An 18,206-nucleotide genomic window follows, 5' to 3' on the forward strand; every position below is an offset into this window, starting at 1 on the left:
CGCGCCTCGCCGGTCAGCTGCGTGGGTTAGCAACCGCGGCAGATGCTCTTGATCTTCCTGTCGAGCGCCGCGTCTTCCTTGTTGGCCTGACTGTTCGGATCGCTGATATTCTTCTCGCTGCCAACGTCGCCGCGGCGCGGCTGACGATGTCCGATCGGCGCCTCCGGGACCGTCCCGCCCTTCTGCATGGAGGACGATCCGCCCTGTTGCTGCGCCCAGGCTTGGGAGATGCCAAGCTGGGGCGCTCCGGCCGCAACCATCATCAGAGCCATCAACAAAACTGTCTTCCGCATCTCGCGTCTCCGCTTCTCAACCCTATCGCGCCCGTTCCGGCACCTCGACGGTAGCACAGTTGCGTCGCCCCTGCGCTGCGCAATCCTGTACCTTCCGTATATCGGCCATCGTGCCAAGGAGCCAGATTCCCGCGGCGACCAGCACCACAAAGAAGCCGAACATCACAGCATTTTCGATGCTGCGGTTGCCCTCATCCTCGGGCGGCTCCTGCCGTCCGTCCCCGGCCCCGCTCATCGCCGCCTCAGGATTGCGGCGGGTAAAGATGAACGTCACCACAATAATCGACGATACGGTAGCGCCGTTCCACCGGATCTTCACGTTCGCGGGAAGCCGGCTGCGACAAATAGCTCGGGCCGATCGGCGCCTTGCCGTGGCCGCCGGGGATGTCGAGCACATAATCCGGCTGACAAAGTCCGGACACACGCCCGCGCAACGCCCGCATCAGTTCCTGCCCGGTTTCGATCGTGGTGCGCAAATGCGCTGTGCCGGGCGCAAGGTCGCCGTGATGCAGATAATAGGGCTTGATTCGGCACTCGACGAAGCCGCGCATCAGCGCCTCGAGCGTCGCGGCATCGTCATTGACGCCGCGCAGCAGGACGGACTGGCTTACCAAGGGAATGCCGGCGTCTGCAAGGCGCGCGCACGCTGCGCGGGCATTGTTGCTCAGCTCACGCGGATGGTTGGCATGGATCGCAATCCAGGTCGTCGCGCCTTCGACCCGCAGTGCCGCGATCATCTCGGGATTGATACGGCCCGGATCGGCGATCGGAACACGGGTGTGGAGGCGAACGATCTTCACATGATTGATGTCGGCGAGATCGGCCATGATCTCGGTCAGCCTGCGCGGCGACAGCATCAAGGGATCGCCGCCGGTCAGGATGACTTCCCAGATCTCCGGATGGCTGCGGATGTAATCCAGCGCCGCACGGTAGGGGTCATCGGACAAGGCCGAGGCCTTTCCCGGCCCGACCATTTCGCGCCGGAAACAGAACCGGCAATACACCGCGCAGACATGGACGAGCTTGAACAACACCCGATCGGGATAGCGATGCACGATTCCGGCGACCGGCGAATGCGCATCGTCGCCGATCGGATCGGCGTTCTCGCCCGGCTGCTCGACGAGTTCGTCGGCGCTCGGGATGAACTGCCGCGCGATCGGGTCGGCGGGATCGGCCGGATCAATCAGCGCGGCGAGCTCCGGCGTCACCGCGACCGCGTAGCGCGCAGCAACCCGCTCGAGCCCGGCCAGTGCTGCGACCGGCGCGAGCCCGGCATCGACCAGCTCGCGCGGCTGTCGCAGCGTCGCCGCCAGTTTTGGATCGATCCTGTTCATGTCTCTCCCGCAGGCGGCGTCCAGACCACCTGATCAATTCGTGGCGCGCCGCTCGCCAACATCACCAGCCGGTCGAAGCCGAGCGCGACGCCGCTGGCCTCCGGCATCTGGCCGACCGCGGCAAGGAAATCGTCATCGAGCGGATAGCGCTCGCCATAACGGCGGGCCTTCTCGTCCATCGCTGCGGTGAAACGATGGCGCTGCTCGGCCGCGTCGGTCAGTTCGCCGAAGCCGTTGGCGAGCTCGACGCCGCAGGCATAGACCTCGAAACGCTCGGCGACGCGCTGATCGCCGGCCTTGGTGCGCGCCAGCGCGGCCTCTGGCGACGGATATTCGAACAGCACCGTCAGACGGCCCTGTCCCAGATGAGGCTCGATATGCTCGACCAGCACCTTGCTGAAGATATCGGTCCAGGTGTCGTCATCTGCAACCCGCACCCGCGCTGCTGCAGCCGCCGCAAGCGCCTCGCGGTCGCCTTCGCCGCCTGAGATCGTCGCCAGGAGATCGATGCCGGCGAAGCGCTCGAAACCCGCCGCGACCGTCAGCAGCTCCGGCTCCGCAAACGGATCGGCCGTCATGCCGCGGAAGGAAAACCGCCCGATCCCGGTCGCCTGCGCCGCATGGGCGATCACGACGATCGTGTCGGCCATGATGGCGTCATAGCCGGCATTGGCGCGGTACCATTCCAGCATGGTAAATTCGGGCAGATGCAGGTCGCCGCGCTCGCGGTCGCGGAACACCCGCGCGAACTCGTAAATCTTCGGCTCGCCGGCCGCGAGCAGCTTCTTGCAGGCGAACTCCGGCGAGGTGCGCAGATAGCGGGGCGCATGTGAGCCATCGGCCTGCCTGAGCTCGGTGCGAGGAGCGTGCAGATGGGTCTCGTTGCCCGGCGAGATCTGCAGGATCGCGGTCTCGACCTCGGCAAATCCCTGCTCCTCGAACCAGGCGCGCAGCGCTCGCGTGATCGCCGTCCGCGCCTGCAGAAACGGCCTGCGGTCGGCATAGCGCTGCGGCATCCACCAGGGCGACGGCCGGTCATGAGCTGTCATCGCCAGAGCATCCTCATGGATTCAACATCAACGAGCCGCCATCCGCACTCAAGAGTACTGCGCAACCGATTGATTCTACGCAAGTTCATAAGCCTACACAGCCCGAGCCTCCGCGGAACGCCGCGAGGCTGATCCCTTCTTGTCGAAAGACGCGCACCTTGTCCATGCGCGCACGTGGCTGAACTTGAACGACGGCTCGCGCGTCCCATCGGCAGATTCGCTGAAACGGATGAGCCCATGGCCGAAAAATAGGGCCGATCGGGACGGCCGGGACGGTTGGCAACCTTGCGAATTCGGCCGCAAAAGACTGGCATCTCAGGGACAAATCAGTATGTTGCAGCCCGAAATCGCCGCCATGACCGAGGGGCTGCCGATCCGGTTGGCGCCCTTAGGCTCTCAAATTCAGGAAAACACCTTTGAAAGTCATCGCCAGTTCCATCCGCAAGGGCAACGTCATCGAGCAGGACGGCAAGCTCTATGTGGTCCTTTCCGCCGAGAACATTCATCCCGGCAAGGGCACCCCGGTCAGCCAGATCGAAATGCGCCGCATCGGCGACGGCGTGAAGGTCTCGGAGCGCTACAAGACCACCGACCAGGTCGAGAAGGCCACCGTCGAGGACCACAACTACAACTACCTCTATGAAGATGGCGACGGCTTCCACTTCATGAACAACGACAACTACGACCAGGTCCAGGTCTCCAAGGAGATCGTCGGCTCGTCCGCGCCGTATCTGCAGGAGAACATGACCGTGAAGCTCTCGATGCACGAGGGCAACCCGGTCGCGATCCAGCTGCCGCAGCGCGTGACGCTGGAAGTGGTCGAGACCGAGCCCGTGACCAAGGGCCAGACAGCCTCCTCGTCCTACAAGCCGGCCATGCTGTCCAACGGCCTGCGCACCGGCGTGCCGCCGCACATCACCACGGGCACGCGCATCGTGGTCATGACCGAAGACGGTTCCTACGTCGAACGCGCCAAGGACTGAGCGCTTGAGGCGCGGTGGGATTTGAAATGAATCGTCACCGCGCCTCAACTTGTTGGTTAAGCGTCAACTTTACCGAAAACCGCTACACACTTTTCCGGAACTTGCTTTAGTCTCTCGGGCGATCAGACATGAGCCCGGGGTGTGCAGTGAACAGGAAGGTGGTCAGCTTCGTCAGTTGCTGGCTGGCAGCCCTGCTCTCGCCTCTTCCCGGCGCCCATGCCGACGAATTCCGAACGCCATCGATCTCGGCCATGCGGGTCGAATGGCGCGCCGTGCTCGACCAGCTGCGGCAGGAGATCGGTAGCCGCCCGGCCATCGCCGCCGGCTTCACTTTCGCAGGCCAGCGCCGCGTCCCCGCCACCGATCCGCGGGCGACGCCTGCGCTGGTGCAGTTGAACGCGGTGACAGCGCCGCTGTTTCCCGGCATTGCGCAGAGCCCGATCCCGGTGCTGCTGCCGTTCGACCCCGCAAGCTATCTCGACGCGCGACAAAACGGTGCGCCGGACAGCCTGTCGATCGCGCGCTACCAGGCCGACTTCCGCGCGGTCGATTTCTTCCATGCCGGTGCGTCGGGCTACGATGCCGTGTTCTCGCTCGACCCCGGCGCCGGCGACGGCCTGCCGCCGCGGACATTTGCCAAGCCGGTCGAGGTGCAGATTTCCGGCTCGATCCTCGTCTACGACCTCGCCGACCGGCTCGGCGGCAAGGGCGAGCCGGTCAGGACGCTGGCCGCGCAGTTTCCGGACCTGCGCCGCTTCGTTCGCGAGGGCTATGTCCGCTACGCCTTCACCCGCTTCGGAATCCCCTATGTGGTCTCGATCCAGTGCCTCGACAGCGCGCCGCGGCCGAAGCGGCTGGCCTGCCGCGAGGCCTATCCGGTCGCCGAGCGCTTTCTGAAGGCCCTGCGCATCGCCGGCGGCCAGCCGTCACGGCCGCGCAGCGACGTCGCCTCCGATATCGCCGAGCGGCCGGCCGTGCAATCCGCCGACTTCACCTACCACCCGAGCGGCGACATCGTCGCGGGCAGCGGCGGCCGCAGGCAACAAGGCGGCCACGCCGACTTCACCGTCTATTCGCAGATCCGCTTTCCGCTCGAGAAGGCGCCGGCCTTCGCCCACTCGCAATCTTTCGCCAAGCGCAAGCCCGGCGCGGCCATCGACACGTATCCCTGGCAAGACAATTTCTGCGAGGCGCGCAGCTTCGAGGTCGGCCAATGCGCCAGCGGCTACGGCCATCAGGGCCAGGACATCCGCCCCGGCGCGTGTCCTGTCGACAGCAAGGATGGCTGCGACCCCAAGCAGCAGGCGGTCGTTGCGGTGCGCGACAGTATCGTGATCCGCTCGGCGCAACAGCAGGCCGCGACATTGCAGGTCAACACCCGCACCGAGCATGTCCGTTTCCGCTACATGCACATGAACCCGTCAGTGATGGATGCCGACGGCCTGCTCAACGGGCGCCGCGTCAGCGAGGGCGAGAAGATCGGCGTGGTCTCGAATTATCTCGACCACCCCAACGGCACATCGCGGCATCTGCATTTCGACGTCCAGCTGTTCACGCGCGACGGCTGGCTGTGGGTCAATCCCTACACCACGCTGGTGTCGGCCTATGAGCGGCTGATCCGCGGCCGCGGCCGCGAGATCGGACCGGAGCCCGGGCTTGCAGCCGCCGTGGCCCATGCCCTGCCCGACGACGTCGTGCATCGCATCGACACCCAGGAAGGCGGCGGCAATTAGAGTGTTGTCGACCGAAGGGGACACCGGTTCGGGGCGCACTGCCAAAATATCGAAAACAACCCCATGCAAAGGAGCCGGCGGCTGCCGTCGTTCGACACGACGACTTGACACGTCGGGCAAATCAGCGGCATTATTCCATTATTCCGAAATTGTGCAAACGCCCCACCGCAGGTTCCATTCGGAATCGCGTCGGTGCGCGCCATGTCGCGGCGACAATTGCCAGCTTCAATGATCATGATGGAAGCAGCAAACGGCGGGAACCCGTCCCGCTTTGACCATCGGACGCAAGTCTCTATCAGATGCCCATTCAGGCTGGACCACAACCGAGCATGCTCTCGACCTTCAGCTGGTTCTTTCTTTCGGTGAAAGGCCGCATCAGCCGGCAGGAATTCAGCCTGGGATTTTTCGGCCTTATGCTGGTCGACATGCTCGTCATTCGCGTCGGCGTAAGGCTCGACCCCGGTCCACGCTATTACGACAGCAGCCCGCCCGCCGACGACCTGTCCGTCCTGCGCTTGCTGCTCATGCTGTCATTGTGGCCATTCGCGGCGATCCTGGTGAAGCGGCTGCACGACCTCAACGTCTCGGGTTGGTGGGCGCTGACGATCCTCGCCATTCCCCACCTCGCCGCCGCGCTGCACGTCAAATACTGGATCCCCTATCTGGCGCTCGTCGCAACGCTGAGCGTGCTGCCGGGATCGAAGGGTGACAACCGGTTCGGCCGCGACCCGATGGCGCGCGCCGGCATCTAGCGCCCTCCGCCGTGGTTGCGATCAGTCGATCTCCATCGCCGCCAACGTCTCCTTGACCCGCCTCTGAGCGTCCGCGGGCAGCGGCAATATCGGACGTGGAGGCTCGGCCGTGCAGACCCCTCTGAGATCGGCAAGTGCGTAGACGACACGCAGACTGGAATATGTCCTGAACAGATCCCAAATCGGCTGCAGTCGCCCGTTGAGCTGTCGCGCGCGGGCCGCATCGCCGCTCGTCGCGGCGCGCACGATGTCCACGCAGACCTTCGGGAAGATTCCTGCGAGAACGCTGTACCAGGTGTCTCCGCCCGCCAGCAGCGCCTCGGTGCAATTCCAGTCGGCGCTGTATCCCAACGCAACGCCGTCCGGAACCACAGCCCGCAATTCCCCGAGATGGCCCGCCACGGTCGAAGCATCCAGCGCCGGACTTTTCACCGCGACGATTCCCTCGACCCGGCTCAGACGGCCGATGAGAGCCGGCGTGAATTGAAAATGAGTCGTTCCGGGATTGTCATAGATGCAGATCGCCAACCCGCTCTCGCGGGCCACGGTTTGGAAGTGCTCAAAGACCTCGTCATCGGTCAGCGGCGTATAGGAAACCGCTGCCAACAGGCCCGCCGTCGCGCCGGCATCACGCGCATCCTTCGCCAGCCGCACCGCATCGTCGGTGCGCAGTGCGCCGATGCCAACCAGTATTGGTGTGTTGCCGTCCGCCAAGGCGGTGGCCGCCTGCACGGCGCGCCGCCGCTCATCGCGGCTGAAATACGGATATGAGCCGGTACTTCCGAGCAGCCCGACCGAATCCACCTTCGCCGCAATCAGGGGGTCGAGCAAGGCGCGGAGCGCACCCACATCGACCCGTCCATCCCGGTTCGAAGGCGTGATCGGGAAGGCAGAGAGCCCCTTCAGGCTGATCATCGGTTTGTCCCTCGTCGGCAATCGTCGCCGCAACGTGTCCTGCAATCAATCGACACGCCCCGTTGCGCGCAAGGTCCAGTTTCACGCGAACTGGGCACCAAACTGGTCCAGTGCGCATGTCTAGCAGAACGAGCGCCAACCGATCGCTAATCGAGCATCGTGGTCAGCTGCGCGCCCTCATCCGCCACACGAACACCGCGATCAGCTCCGCCGGCTCCGTGGTGCTCGCATTGGCCGAGACCATGTGGGTCGAGCCCGGCGGCTCGAAGAAGGACTGGCCGACCTTGAAGGTCTCGACCGGCCCGCCACCGAGCTGTGAGCGGATTTCACCCTTGGTGATGTAGGCCGTCACCGAACCGGAATGGCGGTGCGGCGGCGTGAAGCCACCGGGACCATAGAACACGCGCACCACCGTGACACGCTTGCCCGCCACATTGGGCAGCGCGTGCGAGCTGATGACCTCGACCTTGTCGAGCGGCGACGCCGCATTGGCGCTGGCGCACAGCGGCGCGATGACGGAGGAGATCGCGTCCATCGGGGTCGGCAGTGCCTTCCCGATCACGAAGGCGGAGACCAGTCCCGCGATCACGGCCAGCATGACCGGCCGCGGCGGCCGCGCGAATGGAAGGGATGGTGTCATCGCCATCGAGGTCATTGTTTTTCTCCCTGTCGGTTGCCGTTTGATCCGTCTCGACGTTACGAAGCCGCCGCGTCCGCGCGCTGCCGGCGCGGCGGCGGCGTCCAGCGATAGGCCGCGCCGAACCGGTTCCAGACATTGATCGATGCGATCGCCGAGGTCAGGTAAGTCAGCTCCTGCTCGGAGAATTCAGCGGTGGCCTCGGCATAGACCTCGTCGCTGACGCCGTTCGGCAGGGTCGTTAACGCTTCGGTCCAGGCCAGCGCGGCGCGCTCGCGCGGCGTGAACTGCGGCGCCTCGCGCCACACCACGACGAGGTTCAGCTTGTCGGCGGGCACGCCGAGGCTCTCGCCCTGCAGGATGTGATACTGCACGCAGAACGCACAGCCGTTGATCTGCGAGGCGCGCAGCTTGACGAGTTCGAGCAGCTGCTTGTCGAGGCCGGCCTTGGCCGCGAACTGGCCGAGTGCGCGCACCGCGGCGAAGACGTCGGGCGCGAGCTTCTCGAAGTCGGTGTATTCCTTGCGGGCATGTGACATTGGTCCGGCCTCATGTTATCAGTGTACTGAGATATTATCAGAGCTCTGATATCATCGGCAAGATGCGGGCATCGGCCGAGGCGACAGCAGGCGACATGGCGGCAATGCAGAAACGAGGCAAATTCGGCACCGCCGAACGGCGTCCAGTCGGAAAAGCCGCCGGCCGAAGGGCCGCAGTGAATGCGGGATCGAGCGCTGGCGACGTCGTGTTCGCCCCTTCCGTTCCGGCGCCGGGCGAAGGCAAGCGCGGCGAGCAGGGCTATCTCGCCTATCTGCTGCGTCAGGCCCACGCGGCCTCGCGGCTGTCGATGGAGCGCCAACTGGGACGGCTCGGCGTCACCTCGCCGCAATTCGTCGTGCTGACGATGCTGAAGGCCTATCCGGGGCTCTCCGGCGCCGATCTGGCTCGCGTCGCGCTGCTGACGCCGCAGACCGTGAGCGTGATCATCCGCAACCTCGAGCGCGACGGCGCGATCGGCAAGACGGCGCACCCGGTCCACGGCCGCGTGTTGCAATGGACCCTGACCAGCCATGGAACCAGACTGCTGGAGAAATGCCGGCAGATCGCCCAGGCCCAGGAACGCCGGCTCGCCGCCGGCCTCGATGCCAGGTCGGAACACGTGGTGCGCCGGTGGCTGTCAAAAATCGCCACAGATTTGCAGGATAGCTAGAGCATGACCCGGAAAAGTGGGAACCGGTTTTCCGATGAGGTCATGCTCAAAACTATAGCTCCTGCGGCGGCGTGGCTTTTGGCTCACCCGATCGGCGCCGCTAGACTGGCCCGATGAAACAGCCTGATTCTCCGAAATCCCCTGCCCGCCGCGCCGTCCTGAAGGCCGGGCTCGCGGCCGGCGTGGTACTCGTCAATCCGCTCGGCGCGCTCGCCGCCGCCCCTCCGGGCTTCGACCAGTGGCGCGACAATTTTCGCGCTCGCGCGCTCGCCAAGGGCATCTCGGAGGCGACCTGGAATCGCTGCATGGGGCGGATCGAGCCCGACATGAGCGTGTTCAGGCAGATGCGCAACCAGCCTGAATTCCACGAGCAGATCTGGCAGTACATCAACCGCCGCGTCTCCGACTGGCGGGTCATTCACGGCAAGGAGGCGCTGAAGAAGAACGAGGCGCTGTTCGGCCGGATCGAACGCGATTTCGGCGTCGAGCGCGGCACGCTGCTCGCGCTGTGGGGCGTCGAATCCGCCTATGGCGATCCGCTGGTGCAGCAGAACCACATGACGCCGGTGTTTCCGTCGCTGGCGGCGCTCGCCTGGAACGAGCCGCGCCGCAAGGCCTATTGGGAGACCGAACTGATCAACGCGATGAAGATCGTGCAGCGCGGCTGGAGCACGCCTCAGGAGATGAATGGCTCCTGGGCCGGCGCGATGGGTCATTCGCAGTGGATGCCGGAAGTCTGGCTCAATGTCGGCTTCGACTATGACGGCGACGGCAAGGTCTCGCCGTTCGGCCGGCCCGACGACGCGCTGGGCTCGACCGCGAAATATCTCGTCAACCGCGGCAAGTGGCACCGCGGCGAGCATTGGGGCTACGAGGTCCGCGCGCCCGGCGGCGGCGCCAGCGGCAGCCGCACCTACGCGGCCTGGGCCAGCGCCGGTGTGACCCGCGCCGACGGCCAGCCGTTTCCGCAGCCAAATGCGTCAGCGCAACTGTGGATCCCGGTCGCGGGTGGTCCGGCCTTTCTGCTCGGTCCGAACTTCAATTCGGTGAAGAGCTACAACCCGTCGATGAACTACGCGCTGGCGATCTGCCATCTCGGCGATCGCTGCCTCGGCGGGCCGCCCTTCATCCAGCCCTTCCCGGGCTCGGAACGCGCGCTGACACTGGCCGAGGTGCAGGAGATGCAGACGCGGCTGACCAAGGCCGGCTTCGACACCGGCGGCACCGACGGCCGCGTCGGCAACGACACCATGAAGGCGATCAAGGATTTTCAGATCAAGATGGGCCTGTTGCCCGCCGACGGTTACGGCGGGCTCAAGGTGCTGGCGCGGCTACGGCAAGGCGGGTAGGCATCATGCGATCTGCGTAGCCCGGGTGAGCGAAAGCGATACCCGGGCACGCATTTCCCGCATATCGCTCCGCTCATGCGGGCTACGACAGTTCGCTCCTATCGGCTCGCAGGCTGCCACATTGACCGCTCACCGTCATTGCGAGCGCAGCGAAGCAATCCATCCCTCCGCATATGCGGGACTATGGATTGCTTCGTCGCTTCGCTCCTCGCAATGACGGAGACTATTTCGCAGGCTGCCGCACCACGCCGCCGGCATTCATGCCGCCGTCGATCACGAGCTCGCTGCCCGTGACGTAGCGCGACGCGTCGGAAGCGAGATAGAGCACGCCCTGGGCGATCTCGATGGCCTGGCCGGCGCGTCCGAGTGGCGTGGCGAACCTTGCCCGCTCCTCCGGATCGATCGGCGCGTTCTGGCCGGCACCGGTCGCGCCGGTCGGGATCTTGCCCCAGATCGGCGTGTCGATGATGCCGGGATGCACCGAGTTGACGCGGATACCGTCGTTGACCTGCGCGCACTCCATCGCGATCGACTTGGCGAACAAGCGGACCGCGCCTTTGGTGGCGCTGTAGCCGGAAAGGGTCGCCGCACCACGCAGGCCAGCCAGCGACGACATCATGATGATGGAGCCGCCGCCGTGCTTGCGCATCAGCGGCAGCGAGTGCTTCACCGACAGGAATACGCCGTCGATATTGATGGCGGTCTGGCGACGCCAGTCCGCGAGCGACATCTCGACAATCGAGGGCGCTCCGATGCCGATGCCGGCATTCGAGACCATGATATCTAGGCGGCCATGGCGCTTGCCGATCTCACTGATGATTTCGATCCAGCGCTCCTCGCTGGTGACGTCCTGCGGCAAGAAGGTCACGTTCCGCCCGGCCTTGGTGAGCCGCGCGGCGAGCTCGGGTCCCCTCAACTCATCGATATCGGTCGCAATAACGGTCGCGCCTTCCTGCGCGAACAATTCAACGATGGCCTCGCCAATGCCCGATGCGCCGCCGGTCACCAGCGCGACCTTGCCTTCTACCTGTCCTGACATGTCCTCTCCCAACGTTTCTTATCGGATCACCGTCGGGCCCTGATCCGGCACCGCGACGTCGAGGACACGGAATTGCACACGTTCGGTGCCTTGCCAACGGTCGACCGCAAGAGAGCCCGCCACGTGCAATTGCTGGCCGCGATTTTGCGTCAAGGCGCTGCCGAGCTTCTGTCCGACGGAACGGAACGCGATACCGTTGACGATGGAGCCGTCGCCTGACTTGAAGCGCAGCCGCAGATGCGCCTGCCCGACTTCGTCGGCATAGACCAGCTGATGCGACGGCAGCGCGATCACCGGTTCCGGATTGGCGCTGCCGAACGGGCCAGCACGATTGAGTGTCGCGGCGAACTCCGGCGTCACCGCGCGCGCGGTCACGGCGCCGTCGATGAACAGCTCGTTCTCGTGCCGCGAATTGGCGACGTCGGCCGCCAGCGCGCCTTCCATGTAGGCGCGGAATTCGGCGAGCTTCTCCTTGCGCAGCGTGACGCCGGCCGCCATCGCGTGCCCGCCGCCCTTCATCAAAAGGCCGTCGTGCACCGCCTGCCGCACCGCCTTGCCGAGATCGACGCCGCCGATCGAACGGCCCGATCCGGTGCCGATGCCGCCGGGCTCCAGCGCGATCGCAAACGCGGGACGCGCGAACTTCTCCTTCAGCCGCGCCGCAACCAGCCCGACCACGCCGGGATGCCAGCCTTCCGCCGCGGTGACGATGACAGCACCCTTGTCCTCGAGCCCGAGCGAAGCCAGCGCCTCGGCCTCGGCCTGCGCCTCGGCCGCCTGCTCGATCAAGCGCCGCTCGGCGTTGAGACGATCGAGCTCGGCCGCGATCCGCGCGGCTTCGGATATATCGCCTTCGAGCAACAACCGCACGCCGAGATCGGCGCGCCCGATGCGGCCGCCGGCATTGATGCGCGGTCCCAGCATGAAGCCGAGATGCCAGGCCTCCGGCGGCCCGTTCAGCCGCGCGACGTCCATCAACGCAGTGTGGCCGACATGGTCGCGGCGGCGCATCGCGATCAGGCCCTTGGCGACGAAGGCCCGGTTGAGCCCGATCAGCGGCGCGACGTCTGCCACGGTGCCGAGCGCGACGTGATGCAGCACGCTGAGCAGGTCCGGCTCCGGCATCTCGCCGGTCCAGAAGCCGCGCTGGCGCAGTTCGCGATTGACCGCGACCAAGGTCACCAGCACGAGGCCGACCGCCGCGAGATGGCCGAGCCCCGAGAGATCGTCGGGCCGGTTCGGATTCACCAGCGCGTCGACCTCGGGCAACACATCGCCGGTCTGGTGATGATCGATCACGACGACCGACATGCCGAGCTTCCTGGCTTCCGCCAGCGGCTCGATGCTGGTGGTGCCGCAATCGACCGTGACCAGCAGCGTCGCGCCCTTCGCCGCCAGCGCACGCACGGCGTCGACGTTCGGCCCGTAGCCTTCGAAAATACGGTCGGGAATGTGGATCAGCGGGTCCAGCCCGCAATGGCGCAGATGCCAGGTCAGCAGCGCGGCCGAGGTCGCGCCGTCGACGTCGTAGTCGCCGAAGATCGCGACCTTCTCGCCGCGCACCGCGGCATCCGCGATGCGCTTGGCGGCGTGCTCCATCTCGGTGACCGTGTGAGGATCCGGCATCAGCTTGCGGATGGTCGGGTCGAGGAAGTCGGGAACCTCGTCGATCCCGACGTCGCGCCCCGCCAGCACGCGCGCCAGCATTTCCGGCAATTGATAGCGCTGCACGATCGCGAGCGCCCGCGCCGCCCCGCGCGGATCCAGCCGGTCGCGCCAGAGTTTTCCGGTCAGCGACCGCGTCACGCCGAGGAACGCCTGTGGCGCCTCGACGGGCAGTGCGGATGCGTGCAGCGTCATGAGCCCTTCCCAATCAGGCAGGAATCGTAACGCTTCGATGATTTGTGGACCAGTTCTAGCAGCCCATTCGGCTGGCGATTTCCCCGAAATCCTTGGCCACGATGTCCCACTCGCCGGTGGCCTCGAAATCGTACTTCTGCAGCGGACCGTATTCGGTCGGACGCGCCACGAAGGCGGTCTTCAGGCCGAGCTTCTGCGCGTGCTTCAGGTCGTAATTGTGCGCGGCGACCATCATCACCTGCTCCGGCGGCAGGCAGAGCAGCTTCGCGGCGCCGAGGTAGGTTTCCGGATCGGGCTTGTAGTGCTCGAACAGTTCGGCCGACATCACGAGATCCCACGGGAGCCCTGCGAACTTCGCCATGTTGGTGAGCAGCGCGACGTTGCCGTTGGAGAGCGGTGAGATGATGTATTTGGTCTTCAGCCGGGTCAGGCCGGCGACGCTGTCGGGCCAGGCGTGCAGGCGATGCCAGCCCAGCGTCAGATGCTGCAAATCGGCCTCGGTCAGCCCCTTGATGTCGAATTGCGCGACGAGTTTTTCCAGCGAGCGGCGGTGCAAGACGTCGAGGATGACGTAGCCGTTCTGCGGGTTCTTGCGCACCTCGTCCATCGAGGCCGCATAGACCGCGCGCCAGCCGTCGACCAGCGCGGTCCAATCGGCCTTGATACCTGATGTCTCGCCCCATCTGGTGAAGTCGTTGATCAGGCTGGTGCGCCAGTCGACCACGGTCCCGAACACGTCGAATACCAGCGCCTTGACCCCGGACAGATCGGACATGGGTGCCTCCCTTTTTCTTGTTGTTGTTTACGCTGTCGTTCCGGGGCGATGCGGAGCATCGAACCCGGAACCTCGAGATTCCGGGTTCGTCCTTCGGACGCCCCGGAATGACAGCGGATATTAGTCCAGGTGGAATTTCTCGAGCTGCCGATGCTCGGCCTTGATGTAGCGCACGGTGCCGGTGACCGAGCGCATCACGACCGTCTCGGTCTCGATCACGTCCTTCTTGAACTTCACGCCGGTCAGCAGCGAGCCGGTGGTGACGCCGGTAGCGGCGAACAGGCAGTCGCCCTTGGCCATGTCCTCGATGCCGTAGATCATCTTCGGATCGGTGACGCCCATCTTGTGCGCGCGCTCGCGCTTCTCCTCGGTGTCGAGGATCAGGCGGCACTGCATCTGGCCGCCGATGCAGCGCAGCGCGACCGCCGCGAGCACGCCCTCTGGCGCGCCGCCGGTACCGATATACATGTCGACGCCGGTCTCATCGGGTTTCGCACAGTGAATGACGCCAGCGACGTCGCCGTCGGTGATCAGCTGCACGGCAGCGCCGGTCGAACGCACGCTGTTGATGATGTCGGCATGGCGCGGACGATCGAGCACCAGCACGTTGATGGCGGTCGGGTCGACGCCCTTGGCCTTGGCGAGCCGGCGGACATTGTCGGCCGGCGGCGCGTCGAGCTCGATCACGTTCTTGGCGTAGCCCGGGCCGATCGCGATCTTCTGCATGTAGACGTCGGGCGCGTGCAGCAGCGTGCCGCCGTCGGCCATCGCCATCGTGGCGATCGAGCCCGGCATGTTCTTGGCGCACAGCGTGGTGCCTTCGAGCGGGTCGACCGCGATGTCGACCTTCGGGCCAGCATTGAGGCCGACCTTCTCGCCGATGAACAGCATCGGTGCCTCGTCGCGCTCACCCTCGCCGATTACGACCGTCCCCTCGATCGGCAGCTTGTTGAGCTCGCGCCGCATCGCGTCGACCGCGGCCTTGTCGGCGGCCTTCTCCTGGCCGTGGCCACGCAGCCGCGCGGCCGACACCGCAGCGCGCTCCGTCACGCGCACGATTTCGAGCGTCAGGATGCGCTCGAGCAGCATCTGCGGCGGAACGGAAATATGGGTCGACATCGGCGTACTCCTTAAGCCTCTGGGACAGGGCAGCCTGCCCGCATCAATCGTCTCACGCCCGACCCGTTCAGGCCATGCGCTAGTTTTTCTCGATCCGGATCACCTGCGGCCGCCCGCTGATGACCTTATCGCGCTGCACTGCGGCCAGCGCACGATGCACGGCATCCTCGCTGGTCGCATAGGTAATCAGAATGACCGGGACCGGTGAAGGTTTTTTGGCCGCGCCGTTCACATCGACGCCATCCGGGTGCCGTTGCACGATGGATTCCAGAGATATCTTCTGTTCCGCCAGCCGGGTGGCGATTGTTGCGGCAGTGCCTGCAAGATCGCGCGCCATCAGGCGGATATAATAGCCACCTTCATGGCGTTCCATCGGCGCCTTGGTGGTGTCGCGCAACCGCTCCACCGGACGGCCGAACGGCTTAGCGCGGATGCCGCGGGCGACGTCGGCGATGTCGGCGACCACGGCGGAGGCCGTCGCGCCGCCGCCGGCGCCGGGTCCCACCAGCGTGATCGGCGGAATCCCCTCGCCGTCGATCGCCACCGCATTGGTGACGCCCATCACCTGCGCGATCGAGGATGATTTCGGCACCATGGTCGGGTGCACGCGCTGCTCAATGCCCTTTGCCGTGCGGACCGCGACGCCGAGCAGCTTGACCCGGTAACCGAGTTCCGCGGCGGCCTTGAGGTCTTCCGGCGTGATCGAGGAGATGCCTTCGACGTAAACCGCGCTTTCCGCGACCTTGGTTCCGAAGGCGAGGCTGGCCAGGATCGCGAGCTTCTGCGCGGTGTCATGACCATCGACGTCGAATGACGGGTTGGCTTCGGCATAGCCGAGCCGCTGGGCGTCCTTCAGACACTCCTCGAACGACAGGCCCTCCTGCTCCATCCGGGTCAGGATGTAATTGCAGGTGCCGTTGAGGATGCCGTAGACGCGGTTGACGCTGGTGCCCGCGAGGCCCTCGCGCAGCGTCTTGATGACCGGGATCGCCGCACCGACCGCCGCCTCGAAATTCAGGGCGCCGCCGTGCTTTTCGGCAGCCGCGGCGAGACGCAGTCCATGCTTGGCGATCAACGCCTTGTTGGCGGTGACGACCGACTTGCCGGCCTTCAGCGCGGTCTCGATCGCGGACAGCGCGGGATCTCCGGCGCCGCCCATCAATTCGACGAAGCAGTCGATATTGGGATCTTCGGCGAGCGCCTCGGGGCTCTTCGCCCAGGCGATGCCGCGCAGGTCGAGGCCGCGCTTCTTGGCTTTCGAGCGCGCCGTGACCGCGACGACGCGAACGCCGCGGCCGCTGCGCTCGGCCAGCGCCCGTCCTTGCGTTTCGATGAGGCGGACGACATCGGCACCGACGGTGCCGAGCCCCGCTATGCCCACGTTCAGGGGTGCGACCATGGATTTAAGGGACCTGGAGATTAAGCAACCTGGAAGGATTAGCGTCGGTTGGCGAGAGGAACGACGTTGTGCAACGTTTCGATGCCGCTTTCAAGGAAGCGGCGCACGCCGCGCGCGGCCTGCCGGATGCGCTGCTCGTTCTCCACCATCGCGATGCGGACATAGCCCTCGCCATGCTCGCCGAACGCAACGCCCGGCGACACCACGACGCCGGATTTCTCCACCATCAGGGTCGCGAACTGCATGCTGCCGACCGCCTCGAACGCCTTGGGCAGCGGCGCCCAGGCGAACATCGAGGCCTGCGGCGGCGGAATGTCCCAGCCGGCGCGGCCGAATGACTCGACCAGCGCATCGCGGCGCTTGCGGTAGGTGTCGCGCATCTCGCGGATGCAGTCGTCGGGACCGTTCAGCGCCGCGGTCGCCGCCACCTGGACCGGCGTGAACGCACCGTAATCGAGATAGGATTTGACCCGCGCCAGCGCCGCGATGATCCGCTCGTTGCCGACCGCAAAACCCATGCGCCAGCCGGCCATCGAGAACGTCTTCGACATCGAGGTGAACTCGACGGTGACGTCGATCGCGCCGGGCACCTGCAGCACCGACGGCGGCGGATTGTTCTCGTCGAAATATACCTCGGCGTAGGCGAGATCGGACAGGATGAAGATGTCGTGCTTCTTCGCGAACGCGACGAGGTCCTTGTAGAAGTCGAGGTCCGCGACATAGGCGGTCGGGTTCGACGGATAGCAGACGATCAGCGCAATCGGCTTCGGGATCGAATGGATGATCGCCCGCTCGACCGCCTCGAAGAACTGCGGCGTCGGCTCCGAGGGCACCGAGCGGATCACGCCGCCCGCCATCAGGAAGCCGAAGGCATGGATCGGGTAGCTCGGATTGGGGCACAGCACGACGTCGCCGGGCGCCGTGATCGCTTGCGCGACGTTGGCAAACCCCTCCTTCGAGCCGAGCGTCGCAACCACCTGGGTGTCGGGGTTGAGCTTGACGCCGAAGCGGCGCGCATAATAGGCGGCCTGGGCCTTGCGCAGGCCGTTGATGCCGCGCGAGGCCGAGTAGCGGTCGGTCCGCGGCTTGCCCAGCGTCTCCTTGAGCTTCTCGATCACATGCGGCGGGGTCGGCAGGTCCGGGTTCCCCATGCCCATGTCGATGATGTCGGCCCCGGCGTTGCGCGCGGCCGCCTTGGCCTGGTTGACCTTCTCAAAGACGTAAGGCGGCAGACGGCGAATGCGGTAAAAATCTTCCATGGGACCCTTGCTCCGACAACCGCGATGCCAGAATCGACCCCCCTTGGTCCTAGCTTGCGGAAGCCGGCTCGGCCTCTGACAGAAATCGCACTGAATCAATGACTTAGAGCGAATTCAGGCGCACGATCTGGGGGCTGCGGCCGGATCTGCGGTTGAACTGGGTTTCTTTTAGCACGGACACCGGGCGGCGCCAGCGCTGATCGGCCGTTTGTCGGGTGCTACTTCCCGCTTTGGGCAGCCGTCGAGGCCTGGCGCGCGCGCGCGGCAATCAGCTCCTGCTCGATCTTGACCTGGTCCGCCGGCTTGATCGTCGGGTCGGCGCGGTCGGGCGGAAGATCATGGACCGGCAGGTAGCCGGTGGCGTCCTTCTCGCGCGCCGGCGCATCGGCCGGCATCGTCATATCGGCGATCGTGCTCGAGCACCCGCTCAGCGCCACCAACGACGCGAGCAGCACTGCGGCCGCGAGCCCCCTGTTCATTCGATCGATCGGCATGCGCCG

The 18,206-nt window shown here is 65.6% G+C and carries 18 protein-coding genes and 1 pseudogene; 5 read left to right on the forward strand and 14 right to left on the reverse strand.

The window, feature by feature from the left end:
- Positions 1-26: 26 nt before the first annotated feature.
- From ACVIYL_RS33400 to epmA, 4 genes are read right to left on the reverse strand one after another with little or no spacing between them, the layout of a single operon-like run.
- Positions 27-272 (reverse strand): hypothetical protein, encoded by a 246-nt coding sequence (locus tag ACVIYL_RS33400; RefSeq protein ID WP_225644401.1) that lies wholly within the window; start codon positions 270-272, stop codon positions 27-29.
- A gap of 43 nt (positions 273-315) precedes the next feature.
- Positions 316-567 carry a hypothetical protein gene (locus ACVIYL_RS33405; RefSeq protein WP_225644190.1) on the reverse strand — a complete coding sequence of 84 codons (252 nt, stop codon included), beginning with the start codon at positions 565-567 and terminating at the stop codon, positions 316-318.
- Positions 536-1,627: a lysine-2,3-aminomutase-like protein gene (locus tag ACVIYL_RS33410; RefSeq protein WP_456780614.1), complete on the reverse strand. Its 1,092-nt coding sequence runs from the start codon at positions 1,625-1,627 to the stop codon at positions 536-538. The genes ACVIYL_RS33405 and ACVIYL_RS33410 overlap by 32 nt, the downstream gene beginning before the upstream one ends.
- Positions 1,624-2,676 (reverse strand): EF-P lysine aminoacylase EpmA, encoded by a 1,053-nt coding sequence (gene epmA / locus ACVIYL_RS33415; protein ID WP_253608732.1) that lies wholly within the window; start codon positions 2,674-2,676, stop codon positions 1,624-1,626. The genes ACVIYL_RS33410 and epmA overlap by 4 nt, the downstream gene beginning before the upstream one ends.
- Positions 2,677-3,092: 416 nt before the next feature.
- Here epmA and efp point away from each other — a divergent pair, with 416 nt between their 5' ends.
- From efp to ACVIYL_RS33430, 3 genes are all read left to right on the forward strand, one after another.
- A complete protein-coding gene (gene efp / locus ACVIYL_RS33420; RefSeq protein WP_016844580.1) occupies positions 3,093-3,659 on the forward strand; it encodes an elongation factor P in 567 nt (188 codons plus the stop codon).
- 128 nt (positions 3,660-3,787) lie between these two features.
- Positions 3,788-5,392, forward strand: a complete 1,605-nt coding sequence (locus ACVIYL_RS33425) for a M23 family metallopeptidase (RefSeq protein ID WP_253608733.1) — start codon at positions 3,788-3,790, stop codon at positions 5,390-5,392.
- A 329-nt stretch (positions 5,393-5,721) separates the two neighbouring features.
- On the forward strand, positions 5,722-6,144 hold the full coding sequence (locus ACVIYL_RS33430; protein ID WP_253608734.1) for a DUF805 domain-containing protein: 423 nt from the start codon (positions 5,722-5,724) through the stop codon (positions 6,142-6,144).
- Positions 6,145-6,165: 21 nt separating this feature from the next.
- On the opposite strand, the gene ACVIYL_RS33435 is transcribed toward ACVIYL_RS33430, so the two are convergent.
- The 3 genes and pseudogenes from ACVIYL_RS33435 to ACVIYL_RS33445 all read right to left on the reverse strand — a co-directional run bounded on the left by ACVIYL_RS33435 (position 6,166) and on the right by ACVIYL_RS33445 (position 8,235).
- Positions 6,166-7,059, reverse strand: a complete 894-nt coding sequence (locus ACVIYL_RS33435) for a dihydrodipicolinate synthase family protein (RefSeq protein ID WP_253608735.1) — start codon at positions 7,057-7,059, stop codon at positions 6,166-6,168.
- Between the two features lie 146 nt (positions 7,060-7,205).
- Positions 7,206-7,714: pseudogene (locus tag ACVIYL_RS33440) on the reverse strand (cupin domain-containing protein).
- A gap of 41 nt (positions 7,715-7,755) precedes the next feature.
- A complete protein-coding gene (locus ACVIYL_RS33445; RefSeq protein ID WP_253608737.1) occupies positions 7,756-8,235 on the reverse strand; it encodes a carboxymuconolactone decarboxylase family protein in 480 nt (159 codons plus the stop codon).
- 95 nt (positions 8,236-8,330) lie between these two features.
- On the opposite strand from ACVIYL_RS33445, the gene ACVIYL_RS33450 reads away from it, so the two are divergent.
- Together ACVIYL_RS33450 and ACVIYL_RS33455 are read left to right on the forward strand one after the other, a co-directional pair.
- Positions 8,331-8,906, forward strand: a complete 576-nt coding sequence (locus ACVIYL_RS33450; RefSeq protein WP_456780615.1) for a MarR family winged helix-turn-helix transcriptional regulator — start codon at positions 8,331-8,333, stop codon at positions 8,904-8,906.
- Positions 8,907-9,019: 113 nt separating this feature from the next.
- Entirely contained in the window at positions 9,020-10,255 is a 1,236-nt protein-coding gene (locus ACVIYL_RS33455; RefSeq protein ID WP_253608739.1) for a lytic murein transglycosylase, read from the forward strand.
- 223 nt (positions 10,256-10,478) lie between these two features.
- Here the strand turns inward: ACVIYL_RS33455 and ACVIYL_RS33460 are convergent, their stop codons facing one another.
- The 7 genes from ACVIYL_RS33460 to ACVIYL_RS33490 all read right to left on the reverse strand — a co-directional run bounded on the left by ACVIYL_RS33460 (position 10,479) and on the right by ACVIYL_RS33490 (position 18,200).
- Positions 10,479-11,294, reverse strand: coding sequence for an SDR family NAD(P)-dependent oxidoreductase (locus tag ACVIYL_RS33460; RefSeq protein WP_253608740.1), 816 nt, complete (start codon positions 11,292-11,294; stop codon positions 10,479-10,481).
- A gap of 18 nt (positions 11,295-11,312) precedes the next feature.
- A complete protein-coding gene (recJ, locus tag ACVIYL_RS33465) occupies positions 11,313-13,154 on the reverse strand; it encodes a single-stranded-DNA-specific exonuclease RecJ (protein ID WP_253608741.1) in 1,842 nt (613 codons plus the stop codon).
- A gap of 55 nt (positions 13,155-13,209) precedes the next feature.
- Complete coding sequence (locus ACVIYL_RS33470; RefSeq protein WP_253608742.1) at positions 13,210-13,929, reverse strand: haloacid dehalogenase type II; 720 nt, start codon at positions 13,927-13,929, stop codon at positions 13,210-13,212.
- Positions 13,930-14,049: 120 nt separating this feature from the next.
- Positions 14,050-15,048: a class II fructose-bisphosphatase gene (gene glpX, locus ACVIYL_RS33475; protein WP_050420275.1), complete on the reverse strand. Its 999-nt coding sequence runs from the start codon at positions 15,046-15,048 to the stop codon at positions 14,050-14,052.
- A 79-nt stretch (positions 15,049-15,127) separates the two neighbouring features.
- Positions 15,128-16,447, reverse strand: a complete 1,320-nt coding sequence (locus ACVIYL_RS33480; protein WP_028342125.1) for a homoserine dehydrogenase — start codon at positions 16,445-16,447, stop codon at positions 15,128-15,130.
- A gap of 38 nt (positions 16,448-16,485) precedes the next feature.
- Positions 16,486-17,706 (reverse strand): LL-diaminopimelate aminotransferase, encoded by a 1,221-nt coding sequence (locus ACVIYL_RS33485; protein ID WP_016842955.1) that lies wholly within the window; start codon positions 17,704-17,706, stop codon positions 16,486-16,488.
- Between the two features lie 218 nt (positions 17,707-17,924).
- Positions 17,925-18,200 (reverse strand): hypothetical protein, encoded by a 276-nt coding sequence (locus ACVIYL_RS33490; RefSeq protein ID WP_456780616.1) that lies wholly within the window; start codon positions 18,198-18,200, stop codon positions 17,925-17,927.
- Positions 18,201-18,206: the final 6 nt, after the last annotated feature.

This window comes from Bradyrhizobium sp. USDA 3315 (assembly GCF_054056795.1).